12 protein-coding genes and 3 pseudogenes are annotated in these 16,241 nt (G+C 36.7%); all 15 read right to left on the bottom strand.

What is annotated here, in order from left to right:
- Nucleotides 1–29: 29 nt before the first annotated feature.
- Nucleotides 30–656, bottom strand: a complete 627-nt coding sequence (locus L650_RS0111680; protein ID WP_029773228.1) for an acetyltransferase — start codon at nucleotides 654–656, stop codon at nucleotides 30–32.
- Nucleotides 649–1,245, bottom strand: a complete 597-nt coding sequence (locus L650_RS0111675) for a sugar transferase (RefSeq protein WP_029773227.1) — start codon at nucleotides 1,243–1,245, stop codon at nucleotides 649–651. Before L650_RS0111675 ends, L650_RS0111680 begins: the two co-directional genes overlap by 8 nt.
- Nucleotides 1,245–2,354: a glycosyltransferase family 4 protein gene (locus tag L650_RS0111670; protein ID WP_029773226.1), complete on the bottom strand. Its 1,110-nt coding sequence runs from the start codon at nucleotides 2,352–2,354 to the stop codon at nucleotides 1,245–1,247. The genes L650_RS0111675 and L650_RS0111670 overlap by 1 nt, the downstream gene beginning before the upstream one ends.
- On the bottom strand, nucleotides 2,351–4,306 hold the full coding sequence (asnB, locus tag L650_RS0111665; protein WP_029773225.1) for an asparagine synthase (glutamine-hydrolyzing): 1,956 nt from the start codon (nucleotides 4,304–4,306) through the stop codon (nucleotides 2,351–2,353). Before asnB ends, L650_RS0111670 begins: the two co-directional genes overlap by 4 nt.
- An 8-nt stretch (nucleotides 4,307–4,314) precedes the next feature.
- The gene (locus L650_RS0111660) at nucleotides 4,315–5,454 is read right to left on the bottom strand and encodes an O-antigen ligase family protein (RefSeq protein ID WP_029773224.1); all 1,140 of its coding nucleotides are present in this window, start codon (nucleotides 5,452–5,454) and stop codon (nucleotides 4,315–4,317) included.
- Nucleotides 5,429–6,298 carry a glycosyltransferase family A protein gene (locus L650_RS0111655; RefSeq protein WP_085065478.1) on the bottom strand — a complete coding sequence of 290 codons (870 nt, stop codon included), beginning with the start codon at nucleotides 6,296–6,298 and terminating at the stop codon, nucleotides 5,429–5,431. Before L650_RS0111655 ends, L650_RS0111660 begins: the two co-directional genes overlap by 26 nt.
- On the bottom strand, nucleotides 6,295–7,566 hold the full coding sequence (locus tag L650_RS0111650) for an oligosaccharide flippase family protein (protein ID WP_029773222.1): 1,272 nt from the start codon (nucleotides 7,564–7,566) through the stop codon (nucleotides 6,295–6,297). Before L650_RS0111650 ends, L650_RS0111655 begins: the two co-directional genes overlap by 4 nt.
- Nucleotides 7,553–8,116: a hypothetical protein gene (locus L650_RS0111645; protein ID WP_128081062.1), complete on the bottom strand. Its 564-nt coding sequence runs from the start codon at nucleotides 8,114–8,116 to the stop codon at nucleotides 7,553–7,555. Before L650_RS0111645 ends, L650_RS0111650 begins: the two co-directional genes overlap by 14 nt.
- 175 nt (nucleotides 8,117–8,291) lie before the next feature.
- A pseudogene (locus L650_RS24840) lies at nucleotides 8,292–8,394 on the bottom strand (DapH/DapD/GlmU-related protein); the annotation flags it as partial.
- A 72-nt stretch (nucleotides 8,395–8,466) separates the two neighbouring features.
- Nucleotides 8,467–8,718: pseudogene (locus L650_RS24835) on the bottom strand (hypothetical protein); the annotation flags it as partial.
- A complete protein-coding gene (locus L650_RS0111635; protein WP_029773219.1) occupies nucleotides 8,715–9,749 on the bottom strand; it encodes an NAD-dependent epimerase/dehydratase family protein in 1,035 nt (344 codons plus the stop codon). The pseudogene L650_RS24835 and the gene L650_RS0111635, both read right to left, overlap by 4 nt.
- A gap of 146 nt (nucleotides 9,750–9,895) precedes the next feature.
- Entirely contained in the window at nucleotides 9,896–11,176 is a 1,281-nt protein-coding gene (tviB, locus tag L650_RS0111630) for a Vi polysaccharide biosynthesis UDP-N-acetylglucosamine C-6 dehydrogenase TviB (protein WP_029773218.1), read from the bottom strand.
- Between the two features lie 373 nt (nucleotides 11,177–11,549).
- The gene (locus tag L650_RS0111625) at nucleotides 11,550–13,739 is read right to left on the bottom strand and encodes a polysaccharide biosynthesis tyrosine autokinase (protein ID WP_029773217.1); all 2,190 of its coding nucleotides are present in this window, start codon (nucleotides 13,737–13,739) and stop codon (nucleotides 11,550–11,552) included.
- A gap of 15 nt (nucleotides 13,740–13,754) precedes the next feature.
- Nucleotides 13,755–14,190: pseudogene (locus L650_RS0111620) on the bottom strand (low molecular weight protein-tyrosine-phosphatase).
- Between the two features lie 8 nt (nucleotides 14,191–14,198).
- Entirely contained in the window at nucleotides 14,199–15,314 is a 1,116-nt protein-coding gene (locus tag L650_RS0111615) for a polysaccharide export protein (RefSeq protein WP_029773216.1), read from the bottom strand.
- Nucleotides 15,315–16,241 lie beyond the last annotated feature (927 nt).

The following is a 16,241-nucleotide window of genomic DNA, read 5'->3' as shown; positions in this document are numbered from 1 at the left end:
ATTAATTCCATATAGAAATGAGGTCTAATTTAACGCGGTACTGCAGGAGAGCCAAATACAGTAACGTTATTAGGTGTATTTTTTACAACGGTGCTACCAGCTCCAATAACACAATTATTACCAATTGTTATTAACTGCCTCACTTGGCTGCCAATACCAACCCAACTTTTGCTGCCAACAATAACACCGCCCGCTAAAGTAACATTAGGGCAAATATGGGTAAAATCACCAATAGTACAGTCATGTTCAACAACTGCTGAGGTATTGATAATGCAACCCTGCCCAACTTTAGCAAATGCATTAATAATAGCACCGGAAAAAACCACAGTTCCCTTAGCAATTGTTGCGTACTGACTAATAATTGCGGTTGGATGAATTAACGTTATGAAGTTAAAATTACTTTGTTGTAATAGCTGCATTTTTTGTAAGCGAATATCATTATTGCCAATAGCAATAACAACATCGGCAGGTGCACTACGAGTATTAGTTAGGGTAATTAAATCAACACATGTGCCATATATTGGCCAATGCTCAATATGAGTTTTGCTTGGGTAAGCGTCATCATAAAACTGAACCGTAAAACCAAGTTGCTCGGCAATGTCGGCAACCACCTTACCATGTCCGCTAGCACCAACTATCGCTAACTGTTTAGTCATTATTAGAGCCTTTAAATGGCTCGATGGTTACGTGCCCATCAGCACTTATACCTTCACGAACAAACACTTTTTTTACGGTAAGTAATAGTATTTTAAAATCCAGTAGCAAGCTTTGGTTGTCAACGTACCACACATCAAGCTTAAACTTTTGCTCCCAGCTAATTGCATTTCGGCCATTAACTTGTGCCCAACCAGTTATACCTGGGCGAACATTATGGCGGCGCGCTTGCTCAGCATTATAAAGCGGTAAATATTGCACAAGCAGAGGCCTTGGCCCTACTAAGCTCATATCACCTTTTAATACATTAAATAAACCTGCTAGTTCATCTAAACTAGTCGAGCGTAAAAAAGCACCAAATGGAGTCATACGCTCATCATCAGGCAGTAAATTACCTTGCTTATCTTTGCCGTCTAGCATAGTTCTAAACTTCATCATTTTAAACACTTTACCGTTCAAACCAGGTCGGTCTTGAGTAAATAGAATAGGCGAACCCAATTTAAAGCGTATAAGCACAGCAACAACAATTATGACTGGTAGTAAAGTAAGTATTGCCCATAGGGCTACTAAAAAATCAAATAGCCGCTTCATTAATGTAACTCCATTATTTTCAAAAGTTCAGCATTAACTTTATGTACATCAAATTTATCTTCAACCATTTCCCTGCTTGCTTTTGCCATTCGTTGCCATTCGGCTTGGTTTTCAATAAACCAAGTCATTTTTTCAGCAAGTTGTTCCACATTTGATTTTTCAACTAACCAACCATTTTCACTATAAATAACCGTTTCTCTACAGCCTGGTACATCAGTTGTTAATATTGGTCGCCCTGTTGCCATAGCTTCTAACACGGTTCTTGGTAAACCCTCGTGGTAAGAAGGTAGAACAAAAATACTACACCCTTCAATAAAAGGACGTACGTCATCCGTACCGCCTAAATAATCAACTGAGTTATTTTGATTTAAGCTTGTTAGCTCTTCTAAAGAGATACCATCTGGTGAAGGATCTTCTGGGCCAACTAATTGAAATATTGCTTCAGGATATTTTTGTTTAACAATATTGGCCGCTTTTATATATTCTCTAATTCCTTTATCACCTAATAACCGAGCAATTAGTAAAAATGTAGGAGTAGATGGTAAAGGTTTAACTTCAAAATGCGTTATATCAACACCAGATCCATTAACAACTGCAGTTTTATATTCAGGCACTATACCTAAATCAATAAAAACCTGCCTATTGTCCGGGTTTTGGAAAATAATTTTATCTGCTCTTTTTAAGGCTGTTTTATACAGAAATATAACCAACTTCATTAAAAGGTTTTTTTTCCAGCCCCCTTTTTGAAAAGCAAACCCCAAACCAGTAACTAACGCATAAAACCGACAATTAGGCAAACAACGAGCAGCAAAGGCACCCCAAATAATTGGTTTAATGGTATAAGCTAAAATTACGTTTGGTTGCTGCTTTTTAAAAATATTATGCAGTGCCACAAAAGTTTTAAAGTCTTGGGTTGGGCTCAAACCACTTCTGTTAACGGGGTAATCGATATATTCTGCACCTAGCTCTTCAACAGAGCTAATATCACTAGTATTAGCACCTGATGTTAAGGCTACAACCTGGTTATCTTTACTTTTAATATGCTGAAGTAACTTCCCTCTAAAGTTATGTAAGGACGAAGGGAGCGTACCTATAACTAATACTTTCAATTTTTATTCACTAACCATTGCTGTAACATCAATATATTCCATAACTCATACTGATGATTAAATTTACCTGACTTATGCTCTTTCCAAATTTTTTGCACTGCATTATAGTCCATACTTCCACTCAAAATTATTGACTTTTCACTTAATAAACTTTCGGCCCATTCACGTAGATCACCTCTAAGCCAATCACTTATAGGAACTCCAAAACCTGCCTTAGGCCTTTTCATTAATGTATCAGGGACATATTTCGAAATAATTTTTCTTAAAGGATACTTAGTCTGCCCATTATAAATTTTATGCTCAAAAGGAATACTCCAGGCAGCTCGAAAAACATCATTATCTAAAAATGGAACCCTTGTTTCTAGACTGTTAGCCATAGAGGCTCTATCAACTTTAGTTAAGATATCATGTTGCATATAAGATAAAGTATCTTGTATCATCATCTTCTCAGATGTATTAAAATTTTCATCTTCAAATATAGCTTTTGATAAAATATTAACATCTCTACCTTTTAATAAAAGTTCTCTATGGGTTACAGAAGTACTAATAAGGTTTTTATATAGCTCAAAACCATTTTTAGCTGCAAAAGCTCCTGCAAATTTGTGTACCTTATCCCCCAAACGATTAAAATCAAAGCGGTTCCCTAAAATTAACTTTAAGAAAAAAGCTAGTTTGTCATAGGTTTTTGGGCTAATACTAGTAACTGCACTTCCAAACGTTTTTCTCAAAGAAAGTGGATACCTCTCAAATGACGCTTCTAATCGGCTAGCTAATAAATGACGGTTATACCCTGCAAATAATTCGTCACCAGAATCACCAGTTAAAGCAACTGTTACATTTTTTTTCGCAAACTTTGAAACCATAAATGTTGGTATTTGAGAAGAGTCAGCAAATGGCTCGTCGTAAATAGATTGTAGCTTAGGTATATAATCAAGCATATCTTTAGACTCTAAATATAACTCATGATGGTTAGTGCCTAAAACTTTAGCAACTTCTTTAGCATGATGCGCTTCATTATAGTTATCATTATTAAATCCAATTGAAAATGTATCTATTGGTTTACTTGCTTGCTCTTGCATAAGTGCAACGATGCATGTTGAATCGATCCCCCCACTAAGAAAAGCACCAAAAGGTACGTCTGAATCCATTCTTAGTTTAACGCTATTTTTTAAAGCATTTTCTATTTTATTAATCGAGCCTTTCAGGTCACTTTCTTGTTCCGCTTTAGCATTGCGGATTTCATCATGAATATTCCAGAAAGGTATCGCTTTCTCTAAGGAGCAGGTCTTGATATCAGCTAAGTCTATTTCTAAATAATGGCCTGCAGGCAATTTAAAAACTTCGTTGTAAATACTATATGGAGCTGGTATATAACTATATTTTAACTGTGTTGCTATTGAATTATGGTTTAAAGTTAAACTTGGTTGAAATATTTCGATAGGTTTAAGCTCTGATGAAAATGCAAGTGATCGGTTATCATTGTATACATATAATGGCTTTTCCCCGAACCTATCTCTTGCTAAAGTTAAAGTGTCTTTTACTTTGTTATATAATGCAAACGCAAACATCCCATTTAACTTCTCTAATGTAGCCTTAATACCTTTTCTACTTATATACTCTATTAGCACTTCAGTGTCTGAACTACCTTTCCAGAATACATCTTCATCAACCACAAGCTCTGCTTTTAAGTCTTTATAGTTATAAATTTCACCATTAAAGACTATGGTATACTTTCCACATTGACTGTGCATTGGCTGAACACCTGTAGGGCTCAAATCATGAATAGCTAACCTTAAATGGGCTAGATATAAAGAGTTTTCCAAATTATTAAAAATACCATTTTGCTCAGGCCCTCTATGGTTGATACTTCTAGCCATAGATTTTATCAACTCAGTTTTAACACTAAGATCTTTTCCCTGATTCACTTCAAAAAAACCAACAATACCACACATAAAATAACCTATTTAATATCTTTATATCTATTTTGACCAGAAAAGCATGCAAAGTAGAAAATTGATATTTCAATCCAAAATACGAAGTGCCTCGCTGAAAAATGGAACATAGTTCCAATAATATAAGCAGCAGTAAACCCTGCCACCCAAAAACGCCTAACTCTTAACATTTGAATGAAGTAAATAATCATCACTGTATATAAAAACAAGGGAAAAAAGACACCAAACTGCGTAGCTAAGTCCAAAAAAGTATTATGAGCCTCTTTTCCCTGCCAAGGCTGATGCAAACCTGAGAACGAACCGGCTCCATAACCAAAGAACGGAGAGCTCTGGATAACGGTAATAGCGTTAGAGAATAAGCTTAGCCTAGTCCCTCCCTCATCTGCGCTATACCAAGAAATAATTATCGCTTCTTTAAGGTAAACAAAGCAAAGTACAGAAAAAACAATTAAAAATACTGAGCCTAATATAATACCAACAGAAATGCTGTAACGTTTATAGAATATCAGGTGTGAGGCTATGTAGATTACCACACTAACAAAAATAGAAAGGTTGTAAGCATCGCTCCCAGTTTTAAGCATAATAAATATAAGTATTGGAAATATAAAAGCTTGCCACTTAGATTCTAGATATATAGATATAAGTAAAGATAAAGAGGTACCATAAAACAGTAATTGATTTGGGTTATCTGCCCCACCTGAATAACGCCCACTACCAATATCAGTAGCTAAGAAAAATAAGTTTGATACTATAAATGTAAGTGAGAATATGTAAGTTACAATTTTAAAATTAAATCCTGACTTTTGTGCAAAAAATAAAATTATTACAAATAATCCACCTAAAAAATATGACAATAAGTATAGTGGCTCTGACTTACTAACATCAGATGTATAGCTGACTATAGTTATCACTGGGAGTATAATTATAAAAGTGAATACTAAATATAAATTAAAATATTGAACTCTTCCTAACTTAAAGTTTAATATTTGTCCGTAATATGCTCTAATTAAAATCAAAAATACGACAGAAAAAAGCAACTCAGAAATGCCTACAGGGCCTAAAAATCTATAACTAGTTAAATAACCAGTCCCCAATGCAAGGCCTAAGAAAACTTCAGCGATATTATCTTTTAATTTTTTTAAGGTCATTTAAATACAGCGCCACAGCTATAGGAAATAAAAAGGTAGAAATATAAAATGACTTCATGACTTTAAGATCATGTAAATAAAAACGGCTTAAATTTACCTTTACCTTTACTTTATTTATCAAACCTCTCGAGACTAAATGAGCTCGCTCATAAAATTTAACGGTACTTTTAGCGTTATTAGCCCTATGTTTGATATTATTTCTACTGATACCATCAGTTTGATATTCTATTATCGATAATGGCTCATTTATAAACAAAGTTTTGTATTTACAACCAATTCCTAACCAAGAGTATTCCGGTGCCATATATCTTTCATTTTGAGATAAATCATATTTATACTTTTTATGTATATCAGTAATTATACATTCCCATTTATCACCTTTTATTCGGTTGTTAAAGCGATCGATATAACTAGCTCCCATTTTGGGCATCCTATTATAGTCTTCACCTACAACAGAACCATCTGCGTAAATTTTCAAACAAGAAACAGCAGCATAACTTGCTTTATGAGTGTCAGGTATTGATAACCATTCAGAGTATATTCTTTCTAAAGCATCATCAACACACCAATCATCACTATCAAAAACTAAAAAGAAAAAACCATCAGCTATCTCTAATGCGCTATTTATAGCTGAAACCTTCCCTTTATTTTCTTGGTATAGGTATTTTATTTTAAAATCAGCCTCCTTTTTATAAGACTCTATTAATTCTGATGTATTGTCATTCGAACCATCATCAATTACTATCCATTCAAAATCTCTAATACTTTGCATCATGAGAGAGTCATAGACTCGATGGATTAAGCTAGCTCTATTATAAGTCGGTGTGAATACGGTGAATTTCATTCTGAACACTTATTTAAAGTTGATACTAATTGAGTCTGATATAGTAAATAGAATAAAAAGAAACCATATAGACTTAAAAACAAAAAGGACAGAAACGTTAGGTAAGTTTCAAACTCGATATTATTACCTTTCGCAACTATTGTTAATAAAATAAAGCTAACAATGCTGAAACAATCAAATAACATTCTTTCAAATTGTAAATTTATCACTAGCCAAACCTTTGTAAAGGAGTGAGCAATAAAAGCACCACAACGCCAAATTAAAACATAACTCAACACAGTCTCTACTCCCTTCCAAGAGTCAGGTGCCATGAAAGGTAGAACAATATGTTTAACTAAAAAGTACACAGTTATAAAACATATAATTGAAGAAGGGATATATTTTATCAAATAAGATTTTAGTTGCTTATGTAAATTTATGCCTTCCATTTTCAATGTAGTGAACTTGGAAAATACAATTTCAGACACACTTGACGATATAAAGCCAGCTGGTGCAGATATTAGCTGGTATGTTAACCAGTATAATGCAACATCTGTTTTACTATATAATGAACCTATCACTATTATGGGTAAGTTTATGAGTAGTTGATTTAAAAAACCTGACAAGGTCTCCCAAAGAGTATGCTTTTTATTTTCTCTTATTGTTTTGAGGCTTAAATAAATATCTAGCTTAGGTAATATAAACTTAAAAGATACTTTATAGTTATTAATATTTTTATATATAACCAAGCCTATAAGTAGGAAAAGCAAACTTAAGAGTTCACTTATAAAAAGAGCTTTTTCACCAAGTGGGAAAAAAACTAATTTAAATAATGCTGCAAGGAAAACTTTTCCACCTAAATAAAAACCCAATAGTGAAAATAATTTATACTTTATCAATAGAGACTTGTTAAATAAAAAGCTTGCAAAAATAGCTGTTTGAAAAATTAGAAAAAAGCTAAACCAAAGCCCATTATAATTTCCTCTTAGAATAACAAAGTAAAATAACGAAATTAAAGGTATTAAAAGAACAATTAAAAATAGTATGCTACTTAGTGGCTGATAAGATATACCTTCATAGCTTTCATCAACAACTAGCCTTGTGTCTAATTTAAATAATATACACATAGAGAAGATATTAAAAAAAGAATAGAGCATTGCAAAGTTGCCGATCTCAGACTGAGAATAAAACCCTGTCCAAATAGGTAAGAGTGCAAAAGCTAGAGCTTGGAAAAAGGCACTTGAACCAACAAGTTTGAAAAAACTTTTATAAAGCTTATCGCCAGACATAATCAATCAACACTCTAAACCCATATATAATTTTAGATAAGTTTATCTCATATTTCGGCCGCGACTTATTACTTGGTTTCGATAAACATTTCAAAGCACCGTTTAAATCACCTTTAGCATTAATAGTTGTCCAAAAAGTTTTAAAGTCCTTTTCTATATTTTCAATATTAATAGTTAACTTGTTATCTTTAGATTTTAAAAAACATTCTATATTGTCATTCACGACCTCAACATAATCATGGCAGCTTTCAAGGTTATCTTGCCGACTACTTTTCATCAAGATCCCACTAGAAAAAGCTCTAACTATAGAGTACCTTAAGTACCAACGACGATTATATGATTCAGCTACAAGCTGAGGGCTTCTTTTCAAGTGTACATACAAGACGTCATCTCTTTCAAAGCGCTTATCCAAGCTACCTAATAGCCATGATAAGCGGTTGTCCGCTTCTATATGGTTATCAGGATAATTAAGCTTTTTACTAGCAGTCATGCCTATTCTAGTTTCGTGCCCAGATGTATAATTTTTTATAAATGAACATGCTTTTGCCATGTTATGTGAACCGGTTCTACCTGTACAAATTATAAAAACCCTCATTTTAAAGCCCTTCCATTTACACCTGAATAATTCTCTTGCTTTTCATTCGAATCATATAGCTCTTTATTTCTAGATTTAAGCTTCACAGAGCTAGAAGCAACATGTATTTCACCTTTTTTAATTTTACCAGCTACCACTGCGCCAGCACCAACAATTGCACCATCCTCTATTACGGCTCCAGGTAAAATAACAACATTCATGCCAATCCAAACATTTTTCCCAATAATAACTTTCTTCAATCGAAGTCGCTCATCATAAGGTAAAGAGGTCCCTTCATATTCATGGCTGCAGGTGTACAAAACAAGGTTTCGACTGATATGAGTATTATCACCAATTTCAAGCCCGCCTTCAGCTTTTATAAAACCGCCACCACCAATATGTACATTTTTACCAATTATACAATTATTAGCAGAATGGATAATAAGCTTACCATTGATCTTAACCTCTGTACCCCAAACACCGCTAAAGTAGTTTGAAAAGTAAGCTTGGGATGATAACTCTATTATTTTCTCAGCTCGGCTAAAAATATAACCTAAAAACCTAAATACTATTTTCATATATTCGTCCCTATATACCAGCCAACAGCGACTTTTATCCCTCTAAAAAGATCATACTCGGGCTTAAATCCAAGAACTTCAACCGCTTTATTTATATCCGCTTGAGAATGTCGAACATCACCCGCTCTGAAGTCACGATATATTGGATTTTGGCTCGCATTTACATCGCACTCTTTAAGTGCAGACTGTATTGCTTTATATAAATCGTTAAGTGTTGTGCGGTCACCTACTGCTACATTATAAACTTCATCTTTAGCTTCTTCTGACGCAGTTGCGGCAAGAATATTCATTTGCACTGTGTTTTCGATAAAACAAAAGTCGCGACTTGTTTCACCATCACCATTAATAAATACATCTTCGCCTTTTATCATATCTGCAGTCCATTTAGGTATTACGGCAGCATAAGCACCATTAGGATCTTGGCGCTGACCAAACACATTAAAGTAGCGTAAGCCAATAGTTTTAAAACCATAGGTTTTGGTAAATACCCCTGCATATAGCTCATTTACGTATTTAGTTACTGCATAAGGAGAAAGTGGATTACCTATATTTTCTTCTACTTTAGGCAATGCTGGATGATCGCCATAGGTAGAGCTGCTTGCTGCATAGGTAAAGCTTTTTACTTTAGCTTCCTTAGCGGCTTGCAACATATTTAAAAAACCGGTGATATTAGCTGCATTCGTTGTTATTGGATCAGCAATTGAGCGTGGTACTGAACCAAGTGCAGCTTGGTGTAATACGTAATCAACACCTTCACCATTATTAGCTAATGCTGTTCCACAATCTTGATAATTACGAATATCACCCTCAATAAAATTAAAGCCTTGCCATTGCTCTGCAGTTACTAAGCTTTTTACTTCATCAAGGTTATGCTGATGGCCCGTTGCAAAGTTATCAAGCCCAACTACTTTTTGATTTAACTTTAATAAATGCTCTAAAAGGTTTGAGCCAATAAAACCAGCAACTCCTGTCACTAACCAGATTTTAGGAGAGGCTAATAATTCAGCTTTAATTTGTTCGTAACGAGTCATCTTGATCCTTTATTCGAGCTTCGAGCTTCGAGCTTCGAGCTTCGAGCTTCGAGCTTCGAGCTTTAAATAATAAAATTCTGCTTCAATAAAACAATAGGGAATGGCAAAAATTGAGCTTTTATCTTTCCCCCTTTAACCGAAGTTGTTTACAACCGCATATCTACGCTTTGTTTTGGTAGTACATATTTTAAGTCGTAAAGTACGTGTTCCGCTTTACCTAATGCACGAATTTGCTCTGCGCCCATTTCTTTAAATTCGTTATGACCTACAGCAAGAATGATTGCATCGTAGTTATTTTGTTTATGCTCTGTGGCTAAGCTTAAACCATATTCATGCTCAGCTTCATCGTTTGAGCACCATGGATCAACTATATCAACATTAATGTTATATTCTTTGAGTTCTCTTACTATGTCGACCACTTTTGTATTACGCAGATCTGGGCAGTTTTCTTTAAACGTTAAACCCATTATTAATACATTTGCGCCGTCTACATGAATACGCTTTTTAAGCATATTTTTAACCAGTTCAGACACCACATGTTTACCCATACCATCGTTTAAACGACGACCGGCTAAAATCATTTCTGGGTGGTAGCCTACGCTTTGGGCTTTATGCGTTAAATAATACGGATCAACACCAATACAATGTCCGCCAACTAATCCTGGACGAAATGGTAAAAAGTTCCATTTAGTGCCGGCTGCTTCTAACACTTCAAGCGTGTCTATATCTAGCTTATTAAAAATAATTGAGAGCTCATTAATTAGAGCGATGTTGACGTCACGTTGAGTGTTTTCAATTACTTTTGCAGCTTCAGCTACTTTAATCGAGCTTGCTTTATGTGTACCGGCAGTAATTACTGACTTATAAAGTTGATCTACTTTTTCAGCAATTTCAGGGGTTGAGCCTGATGTAACCTTTAAAATATTAGTTACACGGTGCTCTTTATCACCTGGGTTAATACGCTCTGGAGAGTAGCCGGCAAAAAAGTCTTTATTAAATACAAGGCCCGATACACGCTCAACTACTGGTAAACATGCCTCTTCTGTCGCACCAGGGTAAACAGTAGACTCGTAAATTATTATGTCGTCTTTTTTAACTACTTTACCAAGCATTTCGCTGGCTTTAATCAGCGGTGTTAAATCTGGTTGTTTATGCTCATCAATAGGTGTTGGTACAGTAACAATGTATAAATTACAACTTTCTAAATCTGCGACAGCAGAAGAAAAGCTAAGTTGTGGTGAATCTTTAAGCTCTTCGTCACTTACTTCAAGGGTAGAGTCATGGCCGGCTTGTAACTGTGCAATGCGAGCCTGATTAATATCAAAGCCTAAAACAGGACATTTTTTACCAAACTCTACAGCTAAAGGAAGACCTACATAGCCTAGGCCGATAATGCCAATTTTTAGGTCCGTTAATGAATCGTGCATATGTACTCTCTTTATCTAGTTATACATCTTCGAGCTTGTAGCTTCGAACTTGTAAATGTTAAATTGAAAATTAAGTTTTATCGAAAAGCGTGAAATGAAATCTAGCCTATTATTAGAAGTGCTTAAAAACCCTTTATACACTTTTAGGTAGGCACAACATTTAAAGTTCACTACTTTCTTTAGTGGCCAGCTTAGTTAAATACACTGCTCTTACAAACAAAGGAACTTGTGTTTTAGCAAGCGTACACCTCAGGGATAAAATTATCACCTGAGACACTTTTTTCCATTTTGAGACAGTCAACTTTCACTATCTCATTGTAATTACTTGATTTAGTACTTTTTATAAAAAGTGCCCAATAGGCCCCCTAAAAAACTACTTATCACTCTTATATTCATAGTTGTAATAACCGTAATATCCATAAGCATTGCTAGCCTTTTTAACTACACCATTAAAGACTAGTCCTTTTACATCTATTCCATTTTGCTCAAAACGGTTACGGGTAAGCTCTATTTCGCGTAAGTGGTTTTGTCCAAAGCGAGCCANGGCTGGGTCGGTTACTGCAAGTATTGGTGGTGTATCTATAATTACTATGTCGTAAGCGTTGCTTACTTCTTCAACCAACTTGCTAAAGTTGCTGTGCATTAACAGCTCTGATGGGTTTGGTGGTATTTGCCCGCGGGTAATTACATTTAACCCTTCTACTTTGGTCGTTTTAGTCACTTGCTCTAGGTTCAAACGCCCCGATAAGTAATCACTTAGGCCGTCATCCCACTTTAATCCAAACTGTGTTTGCAAATAGCCTTTACGCATATCAGCGTCAATAATAAGCACTTTTTTACCACTTTGTGCGAGTACTGAGGCTAAGTTAACCGAAATAAACGATTTACCCACACCTGGGCTTGGACCCGATATCGCAATAATGTTGTTTTTAGCTTCCATCATCGCAAAATGTAAACTGGTACGGAGGCTTCGTAGTGCCTCTACAGATAAGTCGGCAGGGTTATCGAGCGCTAGTATAGTTTTAGCTTTTATGGTTTTATTTTTTCGTGCTTTTGCAAAACCAGTTAGCTTATCTTGGTATTCTGAGTGGGGTACACTAGCGTAAACAGGGATACCCAACGCCTCAATCTCACTTGGGTCTTCCACCCCTTTGTGCATTGCTTTTTGTATAAGTACAATTGCAACACTTAGCATACCACCAAGCATAGTCGCCATAACCACTATTAACGCTTTTTTTGGCTTTACTGGTTTGCTGGTGTTTACCTCAGCGTAATCTATAACACGTACATTACCCACCGTACCTGCACGTACAATGTCAAGCTCTTGGGTTTTGCTGAGTAAGAGTGTGTAAATTTGGTTACTCACTTCAACATCACGCTTCAAACGTAGTAGCTCCTGTTGCGTTTCAGGTAGACTACCAACTTCCCCAATTAACTGATCTTTTTGCTTTTCGACTGCTTGAATTTGCTCAATTATGCCTTGATATGCAGGGTGATTTTTCTTGAATTTACGGCCAAGCTCTAAGCGTTTCAGGTTTAGCTCTTGCAGCTTAGTCTCAAGCTTTACTACTTGCTCAAGCACACCTTGGGTTTCAAGGGTTATGTTTATTGACTGACGTTTAATTTGGTAGTCGTTAAAACGCTGTTCTGCGTACTCAAGTTGTTTTTTAATTTCGGGTAATTGTACTTCTAAAAATTCTAGCGACTTTTGTGCCTCAGCACTGTTGCGCTCTACGTTGCGGCGAACATAAATAGCAGCCACTTTATCAAGCACTTTTTCAGCATAACTTGGCTTGGTGCTTTGCAGGCTTAAATTTATTATGCCTGAATCTTTGCCTTTTTCACTGGCACCAATAGCGGCTTGTAAATCAAGTATTGTATTTAGGCGATCATGGCGTGTAAGTAAAAACTCGGTGCCTGGGCGCGCATTAAGCTCGCGTACTGTTAAGTTAAACTTACCATTGATAAGCTCCTCACCTACTTTACCAGCGAGTATTTGTTCGCCATCAGCATTTAAAAGCTCCACGCCGTTATTTGTTTGTGCTACAAGTGTAAAGGTCTTATTAATTGCAGAGCGAGGAACATCGAATCTAAATATATTTATGCTTTCGCCACCCCAAGCATAGCTACTTGCACCAAAACTTGGCTCGGCTAGGTCACCCTCGCTCATTGGCATAAATTTTCGGTAAGCGCGATTACCAATAAATGGGAATAGCTTAGGCTCTGCTGTTATATCTAGCTTCAGTGTATCTACTGCTTCACCGATAACGCTGCGCGATTTAAGTAGTTCTATTTCTGTTACTGCGGCTGATGTACTCTCGAACATACCGGCCATATCGTCAAACCCTGGTACCGATGCACTGCCATCTTCTACCTGGATCATAGCGGTTGCTTGATAAACTGGTGTGCTTAACACCGCATAAACAATCCCTACAAACATAAATAACGCGGTTATACCTGCTATAAAATATTTGCGGTCGAGTAATGCACCGAGCAGTGCCATTAAATCAATTTCTTGTGAAGGCTGTGCGTTGTTACTTTTATTATTAGGCTGAGCAGTCATTAATTTAGCCATTCCTTATAAATACTTTTGCCAAGCGCTACACGCGCTATCGATTAATCTATACACGTGTTCAAAAGCCTCTTGGCTTTGGCGGTAGGGATCAGGGATTTCAGTGTCGTTAATCCATTTACCTAATAAAAAGGTTTTACCGCGTGCCTCGGGGTAACGCGCATGTACATCGTTTAAATGGCGCTCTTCCATTACTAAAATAACGCTATTTTGCGCAACTAAGCTTGACGATAACTGCCTACCTTGATGGGCATCCATATTTACACCATTTGCTAGGGCAATTCGCTTTGCTGTGGTATCGGCAGGNTTTCCCTTCAAGTGCTGTTAACCCAGCCGACGATACTTTAATATTTTTACCTTCAAGCTTTTGCTTTAACACATATTCACCGGTAGGACTGCGGCATATGTTACCAGCACATACAACTAAAACTGAATCAAACATAGCGCTCCTTAATTCGCAGTAATATCATCTACACTATCTACGGTAGCTATAGATGGTAATAATAAACTTATTACGCGGTTCCAACGTGCAAGCGGTGCTGAGGTTACGTATACAATATCGCTTGGCTGCAGTTCAAACTGTTCCGCTAATACCATAGCTGCGATATTTTTTGCATGTAGTTGATATACGTTAGCTATATAGCCCGTTTGCTCTACGTCACTTTTACGCAGTACAAAAACGCCGTTTGCATCGGCGGTTGCTTCATTTAAGCCACCCGAATCACTTAATGCTTCGGCTAAGTTTAAACCATAGCGATTAAGGGTCACTGACCCTGCTTTTTTTACATCGCCTAGTACAAATATTTTTTGCGCATCGTTACGGCTTACATGCACTATGTCGCCGTGCTGTAATAAACGATTTTGCGAAATGTCCCCATTCGCATAAAATTCATCAAGCTGAATGACTTCTGTTTTATCGCCACGGGTAAAAGTAACTGTGCGCCAATCGGCTGAATCAGTTAAACCGCCGGCCTGATTTAGTGCGTCTATTAAGGTAAGTGGTATTTCGGTTACAGGGTAAACGCCAGGTTGTTTAACCTCGCCTGTTACATAGGCTTTTTGACTTCTAAAACCCACTACTTTTACATCTACTTGTGGATCTTCTATTACGCGGCTTAAGCGCTTTACTAAGTCCTCACGTACTTGGCTAATTGTTCTGCCTGCGGCAGGTATGTTAGGGGCATATGCATAAGTAATTGTGCCGTCTTTTTGTACTCTAAAGCCATCAAACTCAGCGGTGCGCTGTACTGCAGCAGGGATTGTAAGCTCGGGATGATCCCACACACCTATTGTTAGTACATCACCTACGCCCAATTTGTATTCGTAATCGCTAGTGTTAACACCAGCGCTACTTGAAATAGATTTAGCGGCTGATTGCGCTAGCTTTTGTGTGTTTAAAAGCTGAGAATCAATAATTTGAATGTTTACTTTTTCGAGATCTTGCTCAAGGTTATATGTTTGTTCGCCTGGGTCTATGCCTTCAAAATGGCTACCGGGTACTATTGTACACCCTGATATTGCAAGCATTACGAGAGAAGTTGCGAGTGATTTACAGCTTAACGCCATTGTAGAATCCCAAAATTATTTTAAATATTGCACTTGCTCACCAACCTTGGTGAGTACTTATTTTTTTTAGCGGTGTAATTAAAGCATGAGGGCTGATAACGCGCAAGCGCGAATCATTTTATGCGTATTAATTTTAAGGCCAAATTTAAAAGCCAACGCGTTGGTCAAAAGTGCAAAAAAGCAATTTAAGTACACCGACTGAGTAATAGCGAGCTTACCTTGCGTTTACTCTTATTAGATTTACGCGACATAAAACCGCTGCCACAACTACTGTGGGCTTCGCCCATTACGCCAGCAAGCTGCGCGTATTCGAGCTAAACATTGAAAGTTTTGCGCTAACCTAGTAGCAGCGAGTTTATCTCGCGTTTGGCCTTATTAACTTTTTCGCGGTATAAAAATGTAAAAGCGTTGCTTTTATTACTCCAGCAAGCTGTGCGTCTACAAGCTAAACATTAAAAGTTTTGCGCTAACCTAGTAGCAGCGAGTTTACCTCACGTTTAGCCTTCATTAATATTGTCGCGGCATAAAAATGTAAAAGCGTTGCTTTTATTACGCCAGCAAGCTGTGCGTCTACGAGCTTGTCTAGCCCTTCGGGCACGCTTCACGTTCCAGTTCGTCGCAGAGCTCCTCTCGCTTCAACTTGATACATACTAGTTCGCATAATCATTCGAACAATTTAACGAGTTAAACTGTACGCTAGCTGCGTTAAAAAAATCTCATTTAGAACAACTAAACTACAAAGTTTTTGCCTTGCTATCTTAAAGTTTTCCTAGCGTAAAATAGCTCACACTATTATGAGAATTAGTATCAAATTTTTTGCTTATCTAGCCCTTCGGGCACGCTTCACGTTCCAGTTCGTCGCAGAGCTCCTCTCGCTCCAGCTTGAAAGCAAAACTATTTGCTTGTCTAGCCCTTCGGGCACGCTTC

The sequence above is a fragment of the Pseudoalteromonas sp. TB51 genome, assembly GCF_000498055.1.
In the GTDB taxonomy this organism is placed as follows: Bacteria; Pseudomonadota; Gammaproteobacteria; order Enterobacterales; family Alteromonadaceae; genus Pseudoalteromonas; species Pseudoalteromonas atlantica.
Note: the sequence above shows the minus strand (reverse complement) of the source record. Positions and strands in the feature narration are given on the sequence as shown.